Source organism: Croceitalea dokdonensis DOKDO 023 (genome assembly GCF_001306415.1).
GTDB lineage: Bacteria > Bacteroidota > Bacteroidia > Flavobacteriales > Flavobacteriaceae > Croceitalea > Croceitalea dokdonensis.
Window position 1 is genome coordinate 183,575 of record NZ_LDJX01000006.1, and the last position, 19,091, is coordinate 202,665.

Consider the following 19,091-nt stretch of genomic DNA (forward strand, 5'->3'; position numbering starts at 1 on the left):
CTGGGCAAAAATAAGAAAACCATAGAATTATTTGGGCCTACCGGTGAAATTTCGATAAAACAGTGGTTTGCATTTGGTACCAAGGCAATGATTACTAGCTTTTTTAATAAGACAAAACCCATTAACTATGTAGTGGTCCTGGGAGTCATTTCCTTTTTTTATGGGACAATGGTCCTGGCTTTGGATACCACATCCAAGGATATGGTTGGGGTGTTCACCAAGGTTGTGGGATTGGGTTTTTTATGGCTTACTTTCTTTGCCGTAAATCCTACACTCAAAGCAGATAAACTGGCACAAAAAGACTCCTATGCCATGTTTTTTTATGCCCTACTGGCCATTGCCTTTATTTCGCTTTTTCAAAATCAAGCTGTCATCATAAGTAATTTCTTGATCGTATTGTCCATGGACAAGACTCTTGCGCTAAAGTTTGAGAAAAACGCGGGGAATAAAATTTTTGAAGCATCGCTATTTGTGTTGCTTTCAAGTCTACTTGTGCCGTGGTCGTCGGTTTTTGTGATTCCCATATTTTTTGCCATAAACGTCTATTGCGGAGGCCAAATAAGGCTTTGGCTAATTCCTTTTGCCGCGTTGACCGTATTTGGGATGTGTGCTTTGGCTGTTATTGCATCACTTGGGGATTGGAACCTGGTTTTGGGTTATTATGATTTTGACATCCAAGCCAACTATGTTTTTACTGAATATTATCCGTTGTTGGTTTATATCTTCTTAGCTGGCGTGGTAATGGTAATTGTTTTTATAAAACTGGGTAATCGTGGCCTAGGCCGTATTCTCTCTTTGCGAATTTTGTTGGCGTATTTTATCCTAAGTGCCTCATTGGCCATTATTTCCTCAAAATTGCGCTCCCAAGCCTTGATTTTTTCTTTTTTTCCTCTTACAGTTTTTATGACAAATTATTTGGAAACCATTCGGAAAAAGAAATTTAAGGAAGCTCTTTTAATCTTTTTGGCAATTGCTGCGCTTAGCCTGGCTTTTTTTCAACTGTATTCCAAGGTTAAAATTTAGTGGAATCGGCTATGGACAAAGTGGATATTCCTGCCGGATAAAAGCACGTCATGGGCATAGGATTTTGCCAATTCTGTATCTTTGTGGAAATACTGTTTGTTATGTTCAGCAAATTGGCCAATGCCATTTTCCAAGAGAGTATAGATACGTATCACGTTGCGGATCGTGTAGACCAAGTGTTTACCAATCCGTATTCTGGCAATAGCATTGAGCAATTGTTATTTCGCAAAAATTGGATAGACACCGTTCAATGGCATTATGAAGATATTATTCGTGACCCACAGATAGATCCGACTGCTGCACTTAGTTTAAAGCGTAAAATTGATGCCAGTAACCAAGACAGGACGGATTTGGTGGAGTATATTGATAGTTATTTTTTGGACAAGTACAAAGAGGTGCAAATTTTGCCAGATGCGGCTATTAATACTGAGAGCCCCGCTTGGGCCATAGACCGCCTGTCCATATTGGCGTTGAAAATCTACCATATGCAAGAAGAGGTAGACCGGACAGATGCTTCATCTGACCACAGGGAAACCTGCCAAAAAAAGCTTGCAATTTTGTTGGAACAACGTAAAGACCTATCCACGGCTATTGATGCCCTTTTGGAAGACATTGCAGCAGGTAAGAAATACATGAAGGTTTACAAGCAGATGAAGATGTACAACGACGACGAACTTAATCCGGTATTGCGTGGCCAAAAAGGGGAATAACGCCCATGTACTCATCATTCGCCTATCCGCCATGGGAGATGTGGCCATGCTGGCACCTGTTGTCTTAGCGCTAACCAAAACCTATCCAGACCTTAAGCTCACCCTTCTTACCAGGGCCAGATTTGCACCTATTTTTAAGGACATAAGCAACCTTACCGTTTTAGAGGCCGATGTCAAAGGCGCGCACAAAGGCGTCTTTGGATTATACCGATTGTATTGTATACTACGGCAACAGCAATTAACGGCCATTGCAGATGTCCATCACGTATTACGAAGTACCATCCTAAAGTTGTTTTTCACCTTTTCCAAGATTCCGTTTGTGCAAATAGATAAAGGAAGAAAAGAAAAAAGGCGATTGATACGTCCAAAAAACAAATGCTTTAAAGCCTTAAAATCTACCCATCAGCGTTATGCGGATGTATTTGGAAAATTAGGGTATCCCATAAAGATCAACGATAATCATAGGCTACAAAAGGCCCCGGTAAAACTGAAAAAAATCGTTTTGCCCAGCAATAAAATACTGATAGGTATAGCGCCATATGCCGCTTATACAAGCAAAACCTATCCGCTAGAGCTAATGCGGCAGGTGATGTCCATGTTAGTGGCTTGGGAGCAGGTACACCTAGTGCTTTTTGGTGGTGGTGAAAAAGAAGTAGGCCAGCTTAATGAACTTGCCCAAGACGTTGGGAGTAGCGTCACCAATGTAGCAGGGAAACTGTCCTTTTTGGAGGAGTTGCAAATAATTTCCAACCTTAAGGTGATGTTGGCCATGGATAGCGGTAATGGTCATTTGGCCGCAAACTATGGTGTCCCGGTGGTCACGCTTTGGGGCGTAACGCATCCATTTGCAGGATTTGCGCCCTTTGGTCAGCCCAAAGAAAATTCGCTCTGCGCGGACAGGGACCAATTTCCACAGCTTCCAACATCAATCTACGGTAATTCCTATCCGGAAGGCTATGAAACTGCCATTGCCAGTATTCATCCAAACACCATAGTGCAACGCATAAAGCGCATTTTGCAGCTAGATGTACCTTAGGCTGCCCGCTGCTTTGCAATGGAATTAAAGTAGTATCGCAATTGTTGTAAATACTGTCTTTTTAAGCGTCTAGGGTCTTCATTGCCCATAAGGGTTCTTATCCCAATAAAGGAGGATACAATATATTTCGCGGCACTTTCCGCGTCTACATGCTGGTCTACGTAGCCATCTAATTGTCCCTTTTTTAAAAGACTCAGAAGGTTAATTTCCCAGATTCTTAAGATTTGCACAAGGACTTTGGACACTTCTTTATCCTTGCCATGGAATTCCGTCAGGAAGGTATTCAACATAAAACCACCATCTACAGGGCTGTCCGCGCTGTTTTCCAGCTCGTTTTCCAACATTTGAAGTATGGAAGGAAAAGGGTTCTGTTTATAGCTGTTGGGTTCTATAAGCAAGTTTAAGGTTCGCTGTAAGAGCAGATTTTGTGCTATGCCGATAAAAAATTGCTTTTTGGAAGAAAAGGTAGCTTCAAAAGCTTCCTTGGTGATGGAGAGGTGGGCCAATAATTCTTCCGTTGTAGTGGAATAATATCCATTCTGGTAAAAAAAGGAAAGCCCGCGCGCCCTTAGTTGGTGAAGCTTGCTGCTATTGGCAATGGAGTTTGACATAAGATTTGGATTTAAATAGGATGTTATAAGTAGGTTGATGCTACAAATTTCATCACATTTACCTGTAGGATAAATCTTATAAGATGATCAGCAGGTTTTATCGGTATGTTGCCTAATTATGGCAGTGGAGTGTCGTTGGTCTAGGGAATGGTAATCTTTTGAACGATAAAAAAGGCCATTGAACGGCAAGTATACTAAATAACGTAATTATAGTAAGATTTATAATTACGAATGTAAATAATTGGCAGTGTAAGTTAACCGTCTTTTTGTTAGGATATCGAGTAGTTCAAATTCATCCAAATCTGGGTTTCTCCTATTTAGTACCATTTCCTTAAATGCTTTTGTGGCTTGTTTTGGGTTTAAGTCGATGATGTCAGTAAGAAAGTCATCTGCTGTTTTTGCGCTTAGACCATAAGAGGATAAATACTCTTTTGGAAAATCTTTGATGTTGTTCGTTACAATAATATTGGCGTTGGTTTTTATGGCAGCGGCCAAAACATGGCAATCTTTTGGGTCTGGCAATTCCAGACCTTTAATTAAGCCAGTATAATTGATTACTAGAGCATCTGGAAAGGCAAGGTTAGCATTATTCACTCGTTTAATAGCTTCTTTATCTGTTATGCCTTTTCGTTTCATGACATCTCGCCATTCATCAAAAATATGTTCGCTCCATTTAGGCGTAAATCATAATAGGCGAACCAAAAAAGTAAATCCCTGATCTCTATGGGATAGATAACATTGGTGTCCAACACACAAATAAAACGAACGCTATGAATCATACAAACCCAGCGCTTCGTCAGATTTCATCATATGGATAATGCGCTGTTTCTGCTCTGCTTTCATCCTCCTTTTGTATTCCATGACATCTTCAAACTTTACACGCCGATGTTTGCCAACTTTGGTAAAAGTTATTTCACCGTTATCCAACAACTTCACAAAATGAGGTCTGGAACAACCTAACATTTCAGCGGCCTTTTGTGTAGTAACTTCAGTCGCAAAAGGGACCAATGAAAATGGTTTTCCTTGGCTCATGGCCTCTAAAATATCACCCAATAGTTTTAAGGCGTTTAAAGGGATTTTAATACGCTCTTGGGTTTCTTCAATCTCAATTTCAGGATTTTCAGATTTCAACTCTTTTAGTACGGCAGCCAGCGCATCATAAGATTCTATGGCTATCTTCTGTTCGTCTTTAGAGGGTTTGTTTATGTTTTTAAAGGTATCCATTATTATGTTCAATCGTTAGACAATCCAATAAACGAAATAAACGAAACAATAGTATATTTTTTTTGTTAAAATAGAGCCTTAGTGTAGTAAAGTCACTTGCTCCCTGTCCAATAATTCCCCCTCTGGGGGCTAGGGGGCTACCACTCCCTGACAGCTACTGCCCGCACCGGCGGTACAACCATAACAGTGTTGCGAAATGATAATGTTCCTATCGTTCAATAAATCCTCGTTGTAGTCTTTAATGTGTTTCACTTTGCTAGCCACTTTAAGGTCTAGCATCTGGTTAAAATCACAATCGTACAACCAACCATCCCAACTAATGGAAATGGTGTTGGTACACATCACATTGGCCACTGCGGCGGGATTGTAGGCTTCTACTAAAGCATACATGTAATCCTCATAGTTTTCTGAAGCGATAAGGTAATCTAAGAAACGCGCTATGGGCAAGTTGGTAATGGCAAAAAGATTGTGGAACTGAATGCCAAAATCTTCGTCCAAAGCCTTTTTAAAGTCTTTTTCCATCGCCATTTGGTCACCTGGTAAATAAGCTCCGGAGGGGTTATAGACCAAATCCAATCGTAAATCGCTACCAGGCATGCCATAACCACGGGCGTTCAGTTCCTGTAAGGCTTTTATCGATTTATCAAAAACTCCATCACCACGTTGCTTATCCGTTTTTCCACGTGTCCAATGGGGCATGGAAGAAATAACGTGTACGTTGTGTTTTTTGAAAAAATCTGGCAGATGGTAGTATTTTTTATTTGCCCTAATAATGGTAAGGTTGGAACGAACGATAAAATCCTTAATTCCTGCTTTGGCAGCTTCTTCCACGAACCATTCAAAATTAGGGTTCATTTCTGGTGCGCCACCAGTTAAATCCAAGGTATGTGCCCCTGTGTTCTTAATAACCTCCAAACACTGTTTCATGGTTTCGCGAGTCATGATTTCCTTGCGGTCCGGCCCGGCGTCTACGTGGCAATGTTCGCAAACCTGGTTGCACATATAGCCAACGTTGATTTGTAGTATCTCCAACTTTTTTGGACGGAGGGGAAAATGTCCAATCTCGGCGATTTTATCTTTGAAAAAAGGAAGCTCCCCATCGGCAAAGATGCCACCATTTAAAATATCGAGTTGTCTGTTGCTTTGTGCCAACTCATTTCCTTTTGCTTTTAACGATTTTGTAGCCATTTCTTTATTGTTGTTCGTTGTTCGTTGATGGTTGTTTGTTGATGGTTGTTTGTTGATGGTTGTTCGTTGTTCGTTGATGGTTGATAGTTATCCGTTGATGGGTTTTGGTAAGCATCGAACCACTATCAACGGATAACTATCAACTATTTTACATACTCAACTTATTGTACTTATTCATCATCTGTACCCCGTGCACTAAGGTTGCGCCGCTTTCAATAGCCGCGCCTACATGCACCGCTTCCATCATCTCCTCTTTGGTGATGCCTTTTTGCAAGCCGTCTTTGGTATAGGCATCTATGCAGTAAGGACATTTCACCACATGGGAAACCGCTAGGGCAATCAAAGACTTCTCCCTGGCAGTTAGTGCGCCTTCTTCAAAAACGGTACCGTAATAGTCAAAAAACTTAGTACCAAGCTCTTCGCTCCATTCCGTTATTTTTCCAAATTTTCTAAGGTCTTTGGGGTCGTAATAGGAATCTGCCATTTTTTTTTGTGTTTTAGGTTCTGTATGTTGTTTTTTACGATCTAAATTAATTGGAATGCCCTGATTCATTCTTTCAAGTTCTGGGAGGATTTCCATATTGTCCCAAATCCCTGAAGAGAGCGTATCTGCGTATGCTTCGGGCAAATGGTTTTTGAACATTAATTGTTGTGCGGTAGTATGGTCATACTCAAAAGACCGATGCGTATATTTAATGTTGCCGTCCTGGATTTCCAATACCATATACCAGACCCTGGTAGTGCCGTCATTTGCTGGCATACCAATGACCCCGGGGTTAAGCCAAATCTTTTCTTTTATTGTTTGATGAAAGGGAAGCCCGCAATGCCCGGCAATAATGACATCACTTTTGGTGTCATCAAAACATTTTTGCTTGCTAGTATCGGCATTGGACTCAAATATAAATTCTGATGTATTTCCATAATTTCCATGGACAACGGTTATCTTTTTTCCACCGTAATCAAAACTGAGGTATTCGGGTAGGGTAGCGATATACTCCAAGGATTCCTGTGACAAATGGCCTTTAGTGTAGGGAAACCATAGTTTGGAGAAACTATCACAACGGCTACCAGCTTTAAAATCACAACCACAATCCTCACTGTCATTCGCCAATTGTAATTCTACGTTACCTGCAATGCTTAAAGCGCCCCATTTTCTAAAGGCTTGGATGGTTTCTTCGGGCTGGGCACAGTATCCAGTGATATCACCGGTACAAATGCAGTTTTCTGCGGGAATATTGGCCTCTTTAGTTATGGAAATCAGCTGTTCTAAAGCTTGTAAGTTGCTATAGACACCCCCAAAAAGCAATAGCTTTCCGGTTTTTTCACCAAGATGATTTATTTTCTTATCCATAGCGGTATCAAATATAAGAGGATACAAGATAGGATGCCCCAGAAGTTAATCCATAAGAGGTCTGCATAGGCACCACTAGTAAAGATTAGGTCTTTAGGAAACCATTGGAACAAGAGGAGCACTCCAAAAAACAACCCGCAAAATACACTCAGGTGAAAACTGATGTTGAGAGCGTCCTTTTTCCAGAATAGGAATATGGGGGTTAAACCAATCACCATGGTACCGCTGATGGTCGTGGCCGATAAAATTTCAGCATCCAAAAAAACCGGAATCGTTCCCAAAACGGCAACCGCAACCATAGAAAGCCGACCAAATTTTAAAGAATTGCCCAAGTCTAAATCAACGGATAATAATTTGGAAAATGATGAAAATGTAGAATCCAATGTAGAAGCCGCTGAGGTAATCATAATAAAGTTGATGACCAAAAGGATGATGGCCCCAAACGCTTTACCAACTTCCACCGCTGCTTGTCCTTTCATGCCCTGAAATTGGGCATACACACCAATTATACTGAAAAGTATAATACAGACCGCACCAATCAGCCCTGCCCAAAGAAAGCTTTGTAGGGTAACTTTAGGACTGCTAAGAAACCCCCTATCCGTTAATACGGGATCATGAAAAGGATAACTAAAGGATTGTATCAAGGCTGCAAAAAGAAGATTGAGCCCCATATCAAAAGTCCAGCTTCCTGAAATTGCTACATCTTGGGTAGAAAATTGGGTAGTGGGCTCAAAAAGTACCCAGAGAATAACCCCCAGCAATATGGCAAATAGCCCCATTTGTATGACATCGGTAAAAATAGAACTACTTAGGCCACCTTTTAAGGCATAGGCCAAAGTCAATAGGGTAAAAACAATAATTGCCCAATAGTAGGCAGTTGTGCCTATGTCTCCAAAATAACTGCCAATGACCATGGTATTGCTCCAAACCTCATTAAACAATCTAAACGCTATTAAGATGGAAAAAATAGAAATGGCCGCTTTGCCAAAACGTTGTGTCAAAAAGTGGTGTATGCTTTTAAACCCTCCCTCGGTCCGCATTTTGTAGATGATAAAACCAGCTACGACAAAGGACAGGTAATAACCAGCATACGCCACGCCACCAACAATTCCAAAGGCTAACCCAAGATTGGCGGCATTGGTGATGCTTTTGGCAAAGATCCAGGAAATGACCAAGCTGCCCATAAGCATAAAGACATTTGGGGCCTTCTTTCGATGCCGAGCTTTAAAAAACTGATTGGTATTTTTTGCAAGGGGAGAAAGAAAGAATAGCACCAAACTAGATAGAATCACCAATGCCCATTGAAGCCTCCCAATCCCCATAAGGGTGGGTTCAATAAGTGCTATAAGGCTATTACAATTCATTTATAAGTTAGTAACTCTTTTATATTTATGAGGTCTCGAATTTCTATCCAATTCCCATAAAATATATTATTATCAACCATCAACCATCAACCATCAACCATCAACCATCAACCATCAACCATCAACCATCAACCATCAACCATCAACCATCAACCATCAACCATCAACCTAGGGGGCTTCATCCCACCAAACCGGAACATTGATACTATTGCCCTCCGTTTTGGCGGCTGCCGCTTCATAATTTATTGTGTTCAAGGCTTGTTCCTCCGCCGGATATGGCATTCGCACCGGCAGCAAATCATTATTTAAGCTCGCCGAAATTGTTTTTAACTGCGGAAAGCCCGTTCTGCGGTATTCTATCCACCCTTCGTACCCGTTGATGATATTGGCAATCCATTTTTGGGTAATTATATTTTCTATGGCGTCTCCGTTGTTAAAGGCACCTTCCGTACTTAAATAATTGGTTGGTAATTCCGTATTCCAATACTCGAAAGCTTGGGTAACGCCAGTTTCGTATAAGGTTTGGGCATCTGCGCTAATAATACCGCGTGCTGCGGCTTCTGCCAACAGAAAATGAGTCTCCCAACTGGTCATAAAGTTAGCATCCAAGGCACTGGTGGCTTCTCTAAAATTGGTGCTAGCTAAGGAGAAATCTGCCAAGACCACTGCATTTTGTGTAGCGTCGACACCATTGAGCAAACCATTGAACCCTCCCGTATCACTATTGGAAAACGGGCGAAAGAAGGTTGCCATTCGTGGATCGTTTAAATCCGTCAATATTTCCTCCATGGTTTCGGAAAGCACAAAGTTGTTAAAATCTCCAATCCGTAATCGTGCTAAACGGAAATTATTGGGTTCACCATTATTAAAATCAAAAGTGGCATTTTGGGCATTATTACGTATAAAATTGGCCTCATCAAAAAGTGCTTGTAGTGCAGTTGTGTTATTCTGGACATTAGCGGTGCGCATTAAAAACTTTATTTGAAGCGATTTTGCAAAACGCACCCAAGCATCCAAATCCCCATTAAAAAGGATATCGCCCTCTAGGGCAATGTTGCCATTGTAGTTTTCAATGGCCGCAACACCCTTTTCAAGATTATCAAAAATGCCACCTTCCGCTAGGTAAATATCCTCCTGTTCATCATAAACTGGGGTCACCGTTAGGTTTTTGCCCTTAAAAGCTTCAAAATAGGGAACGTCCCCAAACATATCGGTCAGGGCTGCGGCCATATAAGCCTTTAATATTCTGGCAGGGCCCTCATATACCGAAAAGGTTTGGTTCGCTAAGGCCAGATCTAGTAGCTGCTCATTGTCCCTGAGATTCGTATATAAAATGGGCCAAGGATTACCACCCAATTGGGGCGATTTTAAATCGTGACGATCAAATAGGTTAAAGTCCAAGGCTGTACGGTACTGCCCTAACAAATCACCTGCCGTAAAACCCTCATAAGACATTTGCTCCCCATAATCATAAATCACTTGTCGCAACAATAAACTGGGCTGTACGGTAAGGGGTTGATTAGGATTGGTATTGATTTCTTCAAAGTCCTTGGTACAGCTGGAAAGCACAAGCGCGAGTATCAAGCTCAAATATAAAAGGGGGCTCTTAAGCTGTGAGCAGGAAAAATAGAACCGTACTTGGGTTGCTCTCCATGTGGGTGTGCGCTCCTTCCCTTGGGTAAGGGAAGGTGGATTTTGACCTTTTTTTAAGGTCAAAATACGGAAGGGATTGAAAGCCCAAACCCTTACAGGCCTTCCTAAGCTTACAACCGACCCCAAGGCTTGGGCTTTCCACCCTCCCCGTCTTCCTAGCTTCGCAGGAATCCACCCCACCCTGTCCAGGGCGGGGAATTTTTTTGTTAATCTGTTATCTATAAATTTCATCATCTTCCCATTAAAAATTAAACCCAGCCTTAAACCCGATACTTCTGGTGGTGGCGTACGACATGTCTTCCACTCCCCCTACAAAACCTTGGCCTTGCACGGCAAACTGTTCCGGGTCAAAATGTGGATTTTCCGTAATGGCAAACAAATTTCTGCCAATGAGCGAAAGGTTTAAGCTGGCGTTCCGTTGTAAAAAATTGATATTTTCAAAAGTGTATCCTATGGCAAACTGCCGTAGTTTTAGGAAAGAAGCATCATAAGTGTTGTTTTCCTCATGGTTTCTGTCATAAAACTGGCGATAAAAACTCTCTGCGGTCACCGCCGTGGTATTGGGTGTAAATACTGGATTTTCTGCAGAGCCGGTATTGACAACTCCCTCAGGGATGATGCCTTCTTCTGGTCTAAAACCGGTTTCGGCCAACTGGCCACCCACATTTCCCAAAGCTCTAGTACGCGAAACAATGATACCACCTTGGCGCCAATCCAACAAAAACCCAAGGTTCCAGTTTTTGTAGGTAAACTGGTTGTTAAATCCCATCATAAAATCAGGATTTGAATTTCCCAATTTTTGTAAGGTATTGTCCGGTATATAGCGGCCTTCATCGGTTAGGATAAAATCGCCTGCATCATTTCTAAGATATCCCGTTCCGTAAAGGTCTCCCACACGGCCACCTTCCTCCACCTGTACAAAAACAGTTTGGTTCTGGCTGTCGTAAATACGTGAAAAGGCTAAAGTAAGGCGCCCATCATCTTGTGGTAAATCCTCTACCGTTACCCTGTTTCGGCTAAAGTTCACGGTGCTGTTCCAACTAAAATTATCGGTAGCAATGGGCGTTGCCCCTAAAATGACCTCCACACCTTGGGAACGTACTTTTCCACCATTGACTACTTGCTGGTTAAATCCGGAAGAAATCCCAATGGGAAGTGATATGATCTGGTCTTTGGTCACGGCATTGTAGTAAGAAACATCAAACCTAAGCTTGTCCCCAAAGAAACGAAGGTCCGCACCAAACTCTAGGGCCACTGTGCGTTCCGGGCGTAAATTGGGATTGGCAATAAAGTTTTGGTCACTAAATGTGGGTTGGCCGTTAAACGGGGTCTGTGCCACAAATGCCCCGGTGGTCTGATACGGGTTGGTGTCATTGCCCACTTGGGCATAACTGGCACGTAGTTTGGCAAAAGAGATGGCTCGTGGTATTTCCACTACATTGGATAGAATGAAACTACTGGAAACAGATGGATAAAAGAACGAAACATTGTCCACGGAAAAAGGGGTGGCCAAGGCACTGGACCAATCGTTCCTTCCGGTAATATCCAAAAACAGGTAGTCCTTGTAACCAAATTTGGCCAGACCATAAAAACTATTGATGCGTTTGTTGGATTCAAACTCAAAAACTTCAATAGGCGATGCAGCGTTGCTTAACCTAAAGATACCAGGCTGCGCCAAGCTTGTGGTCTGTGATTGTCCGGTGAAGGCTTTTTGGTCCAGTCGATTTCCGCCCAGGGAAACATCAACTTTAACATCCCCAAAAACATTGTTATAATTTAATAGGAAGTCCGTATTTATTTCACGGTAGAGGACATCATGTTCCGCATAACCACCGTTGCGAAAACGGTTAGAACTAAAAGAACGCCTAAACTGGCGCTGCTCACTGGAATAATCCATTCCTGTGCGTACTGTAGCCGATAGATGGGTAGTGATATCATAGGAAGCGGACACATTTCCAAAAACCCTGTCCCTGTTAAAAGAGTTTCGGTTTTCGTTTAAGATAAAGAACGGATTGTCAAAGAAGGTGTAGTTAAAGGAATATTGTTGCAACCCCTCCAGCCCTGGCTGCCAATAGTCACGCAGGTTATCGATGTTTAACGACCGTGGACCCCATGCCACCAAGGAGTAGTTGACGTTCTCAGAACCGTATCCACTGGAAGGTCTGTTGTCACTTTGGGAATTTACATAACTAATGCTAGACCTAATGCGCAATTTATCCGTTGGACGGAAGCTTAAACGAGACGATACGGTCTGTCTATCCAAATTCACCCCAGGGATGATACTTTCACTCCGTAAATCTGTAAAAGAAAGTCTAAAATTACCCTTGTCAAAGCCAGATGATATGGCCAGATTGTTGATGGTGGTGGTACCGGTTTCATAAAAATCACGAAGATTGTTGGGGTTGGAATTAAATTCCGTGGGTGTAATAGGTAAGCCGGAGTACAGTGCCGTATCTCCACCCCTAACTACGCTGCCGTCAGGCAAGGTAACGGGACTGTCAAATTGCGGAATTAGGTTGCCAACATCCAATTGTGGCCCCCAACTGTAGGTAATATTGTCGCTTATGCCACCACCTAGTCCGTCCACAAATTCAAAAACACCGGCCTGTCCTTGACCAAATTGGTTTTGAAAATCAGGCAGCCTAAAGGCAGAATCCACAAAAAGACTGGTGTTATAGCTAATGCCCAAACCCTTGCCTTTGGAGCCGTCCTTGGTTTCTATGACAATAACACCGTTGGCGGCACGGGTGCCGTACAAGGCCGCGGCACTTGGCCCTTTAAGGACGGAAACTTCGGCAATATCATCTGGGTTCACCTCCATGGCACCGTTCCCAAAATCTACTTCCTGAAAGCCCGCAGCGGCCTCATTGGTAAAATTAAAGACCGAATTGTTGTTGATGGGCACACCATCTACAATAAAAAGGGGATTGTTGTTAGAGAAGGAAGCTTCACCGCGGATACTGATGTTTGATGAGGAGCCTACGCCCGTGGCCCCTTGGTTGATGGTCACCCCAGCGAGCTTCCCCGCCAAATTGTCCAGAAAGTTCACGGCCTTTACCTCGGTAACCTCTTGTGGCGAAAGGCTCTGCACCACGTACCCCAGCTCTTTAGTCTCCCGTTTAAGCCCAAGAGCTGTCAAAACCACCTCTTCCAATTGCTCAGAAGCTTCTTGGAGCTGTACGTTGATACGACTTTTATTTTGGATGGGAACAATTTGTGCCTTAAACCCCAAAACGGAGAATTGGAGTGCCCCCAAAAGGTTGGGCACTGCTAATTTGTAATTGCCATCTTCATCGGTTATGCCCCCTATTTGTGTCCCAACAAGGGAAACATTAACATAGGGAATACCTTGATTGTTGGTGTCTGTTACCCGTCCAGATATGGACTGTTGGGCATGTAGTGCAGCTGTAAATAACAGCAAGACGCACCAGAAAATGTGCTTCATGTACTTGGTTAAAAATAAGTTGGAAAATAGGCCGGATTGGACCGCGGAGGTTCGTTAAAAGAACAGGGGAGAGCCCTTATTGTCCGGTGCTGAGTGAAATTGTCCTTCTTTAAAATGGGGATGATGCTGTATGCTGTTTTGTTTACTGCGTACCAGCCTTATGAGGATAAAAAGAAGGGCAGAAGATAGTCTCTGGCCCGTATTGAGTACTGTCTTAATATCAGAAAGACCATCAATATCCGTGAGTCTGGGAAGCTGGTGCAACATTCCCCGCCTTAAAAAAAACCGTGCAATTTCTTGGAACAAGTCTTGTTGTTGCCAAGGCAATTCCCTAAACCCAAAAGATTCAAAACGGTTTTTATGAAAACCCAAGATATAAACGCCGCCATCCGTACTGGGGCCAATAACCGTTCTTCCCTCCTGTACTTCCTTAAAAGCCTTAAGGATGGTTGCCGTAGTAAGGTTGGGGGTATCATTGCCAACAGTGATAATACTGTCATAACCCTTGGCAAATATAGATTGTATGGCAGCTGTAAAACGCGTCCCAAAATCGCCACCGATCTGTAGGGTTTCGTTGTAATGAAAATAAGGTAGGGATGTTTTTTTTACTTTGTCAAGGATATCTTGGTTCAGTGCTTCAAACAGCTTGCCGGAATTTGGAATGTTCTTTCGACCTTGGTCCAAACTGGACGAATTGGCAAAAACGAGGATAGCGGTTTTATGGTGGTGCACTTTGTAAAAATGGAATGAACAGTAAACTTACAATAAATGTTTAGGAGCAAAGTCGATATTTAGGGTAAAAAATTACAATGGCATCTAAATTTTAACAAAGAACGTACCTTGTAGTGTATAATAGTAAATATCATGGGTTTGCCAGAGCAGAAAAACATCGGATTGGTCCTATCTGGCGGAGGTATCCGCGGGATGGCGCATATTGGCGTGCTAAAAGCCATGCAAGAGCGGGGCATTGAAGCACATGAAGTTGCGGGAAGTAGCGTTGGTGCCTTGGTGGGTGCGTTGTATGCCAACGGCAACAGCACGGAAGAAATGTTGCAGTTTTTTAAGGACACTCCCCTGTTCCAGTACAATTTTTTTGCCATAGGAAAACCCGGCCTTTTGAATACCGCCAAGTTTGGGAGTGCATTTGGCGCCTTGTTAAGTTCCGATAGTTTTGAAGCACTTTCCAAACCTTTGCATGTGGTTGCGACAGATTTAATGAGCGGTAAGGAAAAAGTGTTCAACAAAGGGGCGCTTATCCTGCCCCTATTGGCCTCTGCTGCGCTAAGTCCAGTTTTTAGTCCGGTTGAGGTGAATGGGGTATTGTATGCGGACGGCGGAATTATGAACAATTTTCCCAAAGAATACCTGCAATCCAATTGTGATTTTTTTATTGGTAGCAATGTGTCCATTAATAGTGAACTGGGCAAAAAAGACCTCAATAACTCCTTTCAGTTAATGGGAAGAATCACTGGTTTGATGATTTACGCTTCTTGTCGCGAAAAAATAGCATCCTGTGATATTTTGATCGCGCCCCAAGAACTGGAAAAAATAGGGATTCTAGATAAAAAAGGAATAGACAAAGCCTTTACCATTGGTTACGATAAGGCTAGCTTTACATTTGATAAAATGATGGGGTAGGTTGGTTATTGAACATTCCTCATCGGTATGTTATTAATTTACTTTTGTCATTCTGACCATTGGGAAGAATCCCACGCGCTAGTATCATTTGAATAAGACATAGGAAATACTTGCTCACGCATAAGTGCGATAAGTCGTGCCTAAGAATGACAAACCTTTTTTAAAAAGCGCCTAGCACAAAGCATTAACCCTAACGGTAAGGTCCTCTCCTCCGTAGGGTTGATTATTGATCACAAGGAGCGTTTACACATCATCATAATCAATCTTTAGCGTAGGCGTTACCGCATGGGCTTGACAGGTAAGGATAAGTCCTTCCGCCACTTCGCCATCGGTTAGGATTTGGTTTTTGACCATTTCTGCCTTTCCTTCTGTTACCCTGGCAATACAACTACTGCAAACCCCACCCTGACAGGAGTATGGGGCATCAATATCCTCTTTTAAAACGGCATCTAGCACCAAGGTTTTTTGGTCCATGGTAAAGGAAAATTCCTCATCGTCTACCACAACATGGACCTGGGTAGTTCCTTCAGAAGGTGCATCAATTTCCGAGGCATCGGCCGTGGAACTGGTAAAGAGCTCAAAAAAGATATTGGCCTCAGCGACACCATTATTTTTTAAAGTATCGGAAACAGTGGTAATCATCTGTTCCGGTCCGCATAGATAAAAGGCGTCAAAATCCAATTCCTTAAACTTGTTTTTGGTGACAAGGTTCACCGTTGAGGTTTCAATACGTCCAAAAAGGCAATCGGGTTCGGCGGTACGGCTGTACAGCCATTGTACAAAAAATTGGTTGGGATATTGTTTTTGTAAGGCCAAAAGTTCATTGTGGTACATGGTCTCTTGTGGGGATTGGTTGCCAAAAACCAGTACAAACTTGCTGTTTCCATGGCTTTCCAGTACGGTCTGGGCAATACTCATTATCGGGGTTATTCCGCTGCCTGCAGCAAAAGCGGCCACCGTCTTGGGCTTTGGTTCTGGCGTAAAGGTAAAACGGCCGTCTGGAGGCATCACCTGCAGTACGTCTCCAACTTGTAAGGTATCGTTGGCATAGACAGAAAATGTACCGGTAGGTACTTTTTTAATGCCTACCGTAAGTTTTCCGGAGGAAGGTGCGGAGGAGATGGAATAGGCCCGTCTCACTTCCAATCCGTTTATCTGCGTTTTTAGCGTAATATATTGGCCCGCAGTGAAGGCAAAAGTTTCGGTCAAATGATCGGGTACTGCAAAGGTCAAGGCTACGGCATTGGGTGTCAATTTTTCAACGGCCGATAGTGCCAAGTCATGAAAATCACTCATGGAATCAATTTTTGTTCAAAATTAACCATTGCGCTCTTGGTTTTCACTCAACCTTTGGAAAATTTTATACCTAGAATTCTTATGCATAAGAAAATGATGTATATTAGTGTTCACAATAGGAATGAACTTATACCATCCATCCAGGTGATATGAGGGTAGCCCTTAGCCGTGTTCCCTTATTCTTTGGAAAATAAATGACTTTAACAACTAAAGATTGGCTAACTCTAAATTATACAAAGGCAGTTTAAACACCATCATTCTAAAGTTATTGGAAGAGGGAGGTAAAATGTACGGTTATGAAATTACCCAAAAGGTAAAGGCGCTCACCAAGGGGGAGTTACATATCACCGAAGGCGCGCTATATCCAGCACTACATAAATTAGAGGCCCAAGGCCTTCTAGATGTGGAAGTCGCCAAAGTGGACAATCGCTTGCGCAAATATTACAAGCTGACAGAACAAGGGAAAAAAGAAACCGTAAACCGTTTGGCAGAGCTGGAAGAGTTTATCCGTAGCATGGAACAACTGCTAAACCCTAAATGGAGGATATCATGAATACAAAGTTGACTCGGGAAGACATTAGGCATATGGATACATGGCTTAAAAATAAAGGCCTTAAGTACATGGATATTCGGTATGAACTCATAGATCATCTTGTTGAGGAATATCAACAACTAAAATATGCACCAGATTTGGAAAGTTTTCTTTTAAAGCGATTGATGTGGTGTAAAAAAGTAGACAAGCAAAAACAAAAGGCGGTAAATTTAGGCATGACTAAAGAACTTTTTAATAGGTTCTTTAGGGTAATGACGCATCCTCTTTGGTTATGCCTCCTGCTTTTTGTTGTCCTTGGTTTGTTTTGGCTCTCAACGATAATACCCATTAAATTCTTTAGAAAAGCGTACTTTGGTCTTTATCTTTTGCCCATAGCATATCAAATCTATTTGATGTTTTTCAGCGGATTAGGGTCCAAAATCAAAAAACAGGCTATTTCCGCAGTCTATTTGGTGAATATATTCACCATTCCGCAACTTCCCTTGTACTTTATAGGCCTTATACCAGATGGTTTAGCCCACAACCCTAATTTCTACATCCCTGTGTTCTCGGTGGGAATTGTGTTGAACATTGTTGCCATCTTATTTTTTTATGAGAAACGGAGCGCTTTGCGAGTTGAATTTGAATTGTTGAATAGTCAATTTTCATGAAACTGTCTGCCAATCAAATCAAACATATAGATACCTACTTACAAAACTCAGGTATTGAATATATCGATGTCCGTATGGAACTCGTAGACCATGTGGCCCTTGCCGTATTAGACAAGATGGAGCAGCAAAGACTATCCTTTTATGATGCTTTTAAATGGTATATGGTAGAACACAAAAAGGATATGGTAAAGAACTATGATAGGTTTAGAAAGAAAAACCAATTAAGAGGATTTAGTTTGCTTTTTACCATGTTGAAAAAACCATTCTTCATTGGTCTTTTTGTCTTGCTGTTTTTTGTCATTTTTAATTGCAAAAGAATGTTGGGAGTACAATTTCCGCATATCCCGGTGCTTTGGGGTTCTTTGGTTGGCCTGGCGCTTATTTATCTGGTTTTTTCAATTCCCTTTAAAAAGAATCGATTTTCAGGAATGGAATCCTTGGCTTGGATAATTTCTTTGATACATTGGATGATATTATTGCTTTTTAATTTTACTGATCTTACGCCAGGTTGGGTTTTGGGCTGGCCCATTATGGCAGCCTTGGTAAGCAGTAGTTTGCTTACCGTATTTATGGTTTGGATAGTTGTGTTCTTCCAACAAAAAAACGTGTACAAGACCAAATACGCTCAATTATGCCAATGACACAAGAACAAATTAACCAGCTCTATTCCTTTACCCGAGCCCATTTTGTAGAGCATTATGACGTGCAGACAGAGCTCGTTGATCATTTGGCCAACGGTATAGAGCGTTTGCTCAAAGAGGATTCCTCACTCAGTTTTAACGAAGCGTTGCAGACGGAGTTCAAAAAATTCGGGGTCTGTGGTTTCCATGATATCGTTCAGGAAAAGAAAAAAGCCATTGCCAAAAGATACCGTGGCATGGTTTGGCGGTTTTTTATACAATGGTTTCAATGGCCAAAATTAGTGCTCACCCTTGCCCTTTTTGGAGGTATTGAGCTTACAATGACCACCCTAAACCAATCCCAGTTTAAGCCTATGCTGTTTTTTGGGCTATTATTGGCATTTACTTTGCTGCCTTTGGGCTATTTGATCGTAAACAGAAAAAATCGCGAACTGGATCAAGTCCGCGGCGGTAAAAAATGGATGCTGTCCGAATTGATTTACAACTTGGGAGATATGCTGCAAGTGCCCAATCTTCTCTTTAATTTAGGTGCCTTGGGCTATAACACGGAATTGTTTTCCATCCATGCCAACCATTTTAATTTGGTTTTTGCAGCGTTGATCACCTTGGCCGGCATTTTAAATTATGTGCTATTGGTTGTGATTCCGTCCAAAGCAGAAACCTTGTTGTCCGATACCTATCCTGAATATCAAATGCAGTAAACAGTGT

18 protein-coding genes and 1 pseudogene are annotated in these 19,091 nt (G+C 42.1%); 8 read left to right on the forward strand and 11 right to left on the reverse strand.

Annotated features, from left to right (window positions below):
- Positions 1-87: 87 nt before the first annotated feature.
- From I595_RS13400 to I595_RS13410, 3 genes are all read left to right on the forward strand, one after another.
- Complete coding sequence (locus I595_RS13400; RefSeq protein ID WP_054559944.1) at positions 88-1,023, forward strand: DUF6427 family protein; 936 nt, start codon at positions 88-90, stop codon at positions 1,021-1,023.
- 101 nt (positions 1,024-1,124) lie between these two features.
- The gene (locus tag I595_RS13405) at positions 1,125-1,733 is read left to right on the forward strand and encodes a DUF4254 domain-containing protein (RefSeq protein ID WP_054559945.1); all 609 of its coding nucleotides are present in this window, start codon (positions 1,125-1,127) and stop codon (positions 1,731-1,733) included.
- The gene (locus I595_RS13410) at positions 1,714-2,769 is read left to right on the forward strand and encodes a glycosyltransferase family 9 protein (RefSeq protein ID WP_245628288.1); all 1,056 of its coding nucleotides are present in this window, start codon (positions 1,714-1,716) and stop codon (positions 2,767-2,769) included. The genes I595_RS13405 and I595_RS13410 overlap by 20 nt, the downstream gene beginning before the upstream one ends.
- On the opposite strand, the gene I595_RS13415 is transcribed toward I595_RS13410, so the two are convergent.
- From I595_RS13415 to I595_RS13455, 10 genes and pseudogenes are all read right to left on the reverse strand, one after another.
- Positions 2,766-3,380, reverse strand: a complete 615-nt coding sequence (locus I595_RS13415) for a TetR/AcrR family transcriptional regulator (RefSeq protein WP_054559946.1) — start codon at positions 3,378-3,380, stop codon at positions 2,766-2,768. The genes I595_RS13410 and I595_RS13415 overlap by 4 nt on opposite strands.
- Before the next feature lie 225 nt (positions 3,381-3,605).
- A complete protein-coding gene (locus I595_RS13420; protein WP_217997195.1) occupies positions 3,606-4,016 on the reverse strand; it encodes a PIN domain-containing protein in 411 nt (136 codons plus the stop codon).
- Between the two features lie 132 nt (positions 4,017-4,148).
- Positions 4,149-4,604: a helix-turn-helix domain-containing protein gene (locus I595_RS13425; RefSeq protein ID WP_054559947.1), complete on the reverse strand. Its 456-nt coding sequence runs from the start codon at positions 4,602-4,604 to the stop codon at positions 4,149-4,151.
- A 129-nt stretch (positions 4,605-4,733) separates the two neighbouring features.
- Positions 4,734-5,792, reverse strand: coding sequence for an arsenosugar biosynthesis radical SAM (seleno)protein ArsS (arsS, locus tag I595_RS13430; RefSeq protein WP_054559948.1), 1,059 nt, complete (start codon positions 5,790-5,792; stop codon positions 4,734-4,736).
- Between the two features lie 148 nt (positions 5,793-5,940).
- Positions 5,941-6,276 carry an arsenosugar biosynthesis-associated peroxidase-like protein gene (locus I595_RS17190; protein ID WP_083467612.1) on the reverse strand — a complete coding sequence of 112 codons (336 nt, stop codon included), beginning with the start codon at positions 6,274-6,276 and terminating at the stop codon, positions 5,941-5,943.
- Between the two features lie 231 nt (positions 6,277-6,507).
- Positions 6,508-7,143 (reverse strand): annotated as a pseudogene (locus I595_RS13435) (metallophosphoesterase family protein); the annotation flags it as partial.
- Positions 7,128-8,507: a sodium:solute symporter family transporter gene (locus tag I595_RS13440; protein WP_245628289.1), complete on the reverse strand. Its 1,380-nt coding sequence runs from the start codon at positions 8,505-8,507 to the stop codon at positions 7,128-7,130. The pseudogene I595_RS13435 and the gene I595_RS13440, both read right to left, overlap by 16 nt.
- Before the next feature lie 168 nt (positions 8,508-8,675).
- Positions 8,676-10,391: a SusD/RagB family nutrient-binding outer membrane lipoprotein gene (locus I595_RS13445; protein ID WP_083467604.1), complete on the reverse strand. Its 1,716-nt coding sequence runs from the start codon at positions 10,389-10,391 to the stop codon at positions 8,676-8,678.
- Positions 10,392-10,401: 10 nt separating this feature from the next.
- Positions 10,402-13,605 carry a SusC/RagA family TonB-linked outer membrane protein gene (locus I595_RS13450; RefSeq protein ID WP_054559949.1) on the reverse strand — a complete coding sequence of 1,068 codons (3,204 nt, stop codon included), beginning with the start codon at positions 13,603-13,605 and terminating at the stop codon, positions 10,402-10,404.
- A 54-nt stretch (positions 13,606-13,659) separates the two neighbouring features.
- Complete coding sequence (locus tag I595_RS13455) at positions 13,660-14,337, reverse strand: TIGR04282 family arsenosugar biosynthesis glycosyltransferase (protein ID WP_054559950.1); 678 nt, start codon at positions 14,335-14,337, stop codon at positions 13,660-13,662.
- Between the two features lie 132 nt (positions 14,338-14,469).
- Here I595_RS13455 and I595_RS13460 point away from each other — a divergent pair, with 132 nt between their 5' ends.
- Entirely contained in the window at positions 14,470-15,243 is a 774-nt protein-coding gene (locus tag I595_RS13460) for a patatin-like phospholipase family protein (RefSeq protein ID WP_054559951.1), read from the forward strand.
- A gap of 243 nt (positions 15,244-15,486) precedes the next feature.
- Here the strand turns inward: I595_RS13460 and I595_RS13465 are convergent, their stop codons facing one another.
- Complete coding sequence (locus I595_RS13465; RefSeq protein ID WP_054559952.1) at positions 15,487-16,539, reverse strand: ferredoxin--NADP reductase; 1,053 nt, start codon at positions 16,537-16,539, stop codon at positions 15,487-15,489.
- Between the two features lie 214 nt (positions 16,540-16,753).
- Between I595_RS13465 and I595_RS13470 the strand changes: the two genes are divergently transcribed.
- From I595_RS13470 to I595_RS13485, 4 genes are read left to right on the forward strand one after another with little or no spacing between them, the layout of a single operon-like run.
- Positions 16,754-17,092, forward strand: coding sequence for a PadR family transcriptional regulator (locus I595_RS13470; RefSeq protein WP_054559953.1), 339 nt, complete (start codon positions 16,754-16,756; stop codon positions 17,090-17,092).
- Positions 17,089-17,742 carry a hypothetical protein gene (locus I595_RS13475; protein ID WP_157449751.1) on the forward strand — a complete coding sequence of 218 codons (654 nt, stop codon included), beginning with the start codon at positions 17,089-17,091 and terminating at the stop codon, positions 17,740-17,742. The genes I595_RS13470 and I595_RS13475 overlap by 4 nt, the downstream gene beginning before the upstream one ends.
- Positions 17,739-18,383 (forward strand): hypothetical protein, encoded by a 645-nt coding sequence (locus I595_RS13480; RefSeq protein ID WP_054559955.1) that lies wholly within the window; start codon positions 17,739-17,741, stop codon positions 18,381-18,383. The genes I595_RS13475 and I595_RS13480 overlap by 4 nt, the downstream gene beginning before the upstream one ends.
- Complete coding sequence (locus I595_RS13485) at positions 18,374-19,084, forward strand: hypothetical protein (RefSeq protein ID WP_157449752.1); 711 nt, start codon at positions 18,374-18,376, stop codon at positions 19,082-19,084. The genes I595_RS13480 and I595_RS13485 overlap by 10 nt, the downstream gene beginning before the upstream one ends.
- Positions 19,085-19,091 lie beyond the last annotated feature (7 nt).

What these genes read in the sequence shown, in the direction of transcription:
- arsS (WP_054559948.1), bottom strand. Translation starts at nt 5,792, where the DNA reads ATGGCTACAAAATCGTTAAAAGCAAAAGGAAATGAGTTGGCACAAAGC.
- I595_RS13420 (WP_217997195.1), bottom strand. Translation starts at nt 4,016, where the DNA reads ATGAAACGAAAAGGCATAACAGATAAAGAAGCTATTAAACGAGTGAAT.
- I595_RS13425 (WP_054559947.1), bottom strand. Translation starts at nt 4,604, where the DNA reads ATGGATACCTTTAAAAACATAAACAAACCCTCTAAAGACGAACAGAAG.
- I595_RS13475 (WP_157449751.1), top strand. Translation starts at nt 17,089, where the DNA reads ATGAATACAAAGTTGACTCGGGAAGACATTAGGCATATGGATACATGG.
- I595_RS13400 (WP_054559944.1), top strand. Translation starts at nt 88, where the DNA reads ATGATTACTAGCTTTTTTAATAAGACAAAACCCATTAACTATGTAGTG.
- I595_RS13465 (WP_054559952.1), bottom strand. Translation starts at nt 16,539, where the DNA reads ATGAGTGATTTTCATGACTTGGCACTATCGGCCGTTGAAAAATTGACA.
- I595_RS13480 (WP_054559955.1), top strand. Translation starts at nt 17,739, where the DNA reads ATGAAACTGTCTGCCAATCAAATCAAACATATAGATACCTACTTACAA.
- I595_RS13405 (WP_054559945.1), top strand. Translation starts at nt 1,125, where the DNA reads ATGTTCAGCAAATTGGCCAATGCCATTTTCCAAGAGAGTATAGATACG.
- I595_RS13450 (WP_054559949.1), bottom strand. Translation starts at nt 13,605, where the DNA reads ATGAAGCACATTTTCTGGTGCGTCTTGCTGTTATTTACAGCTGCACTA.
- I595_RS13415 (WP_054559946.1), bottom strand. Translation starts at nt 3,380, where the DNA reads ATGTCAAACTCCATTGCCAATAGCAGCAAGCTTCACCAACTAAGGGCG.
- I595_RS13440 (WP_245628289.1), bottom strand. Translation starts at nt 8,507, where the DNA reads ATGAATTGTAATAGCCTTATAGCACTTATTGAACCCACCCTTATGGGG.
- I595_RS13485 (WP_157449752.1), top strand. Translation starts at nt 18,374, where the DNA reads ATGCCAATGACACAAGAACAAATTAACCAGCTCTATTCCTTTACCCGA.
- I595_RS13460 (WP_054559951.1), top strand. Translation starts at nt 14,470, where the DNA reads ATGGGTTTGCCAGAGCAGAAAAACATCGGATTGGTCCTATCTGGCGGA.
- I595_RS13445 (WP_083467604.1), bottom strand. Translation starts at nt 10,391, where the DNA reads ATGAAATTTATAGATAACAGATTAACAAAAAAATTCCCCGCCCTGGAC.
- I595_RS17190 (WP_083467612.1), bottom strand. Translation starts at nt 6,276, where the DNA reads ATGGCAGATTCCTATTACGACCCCAAAGACCTTAGAAAATTTGGAAAA.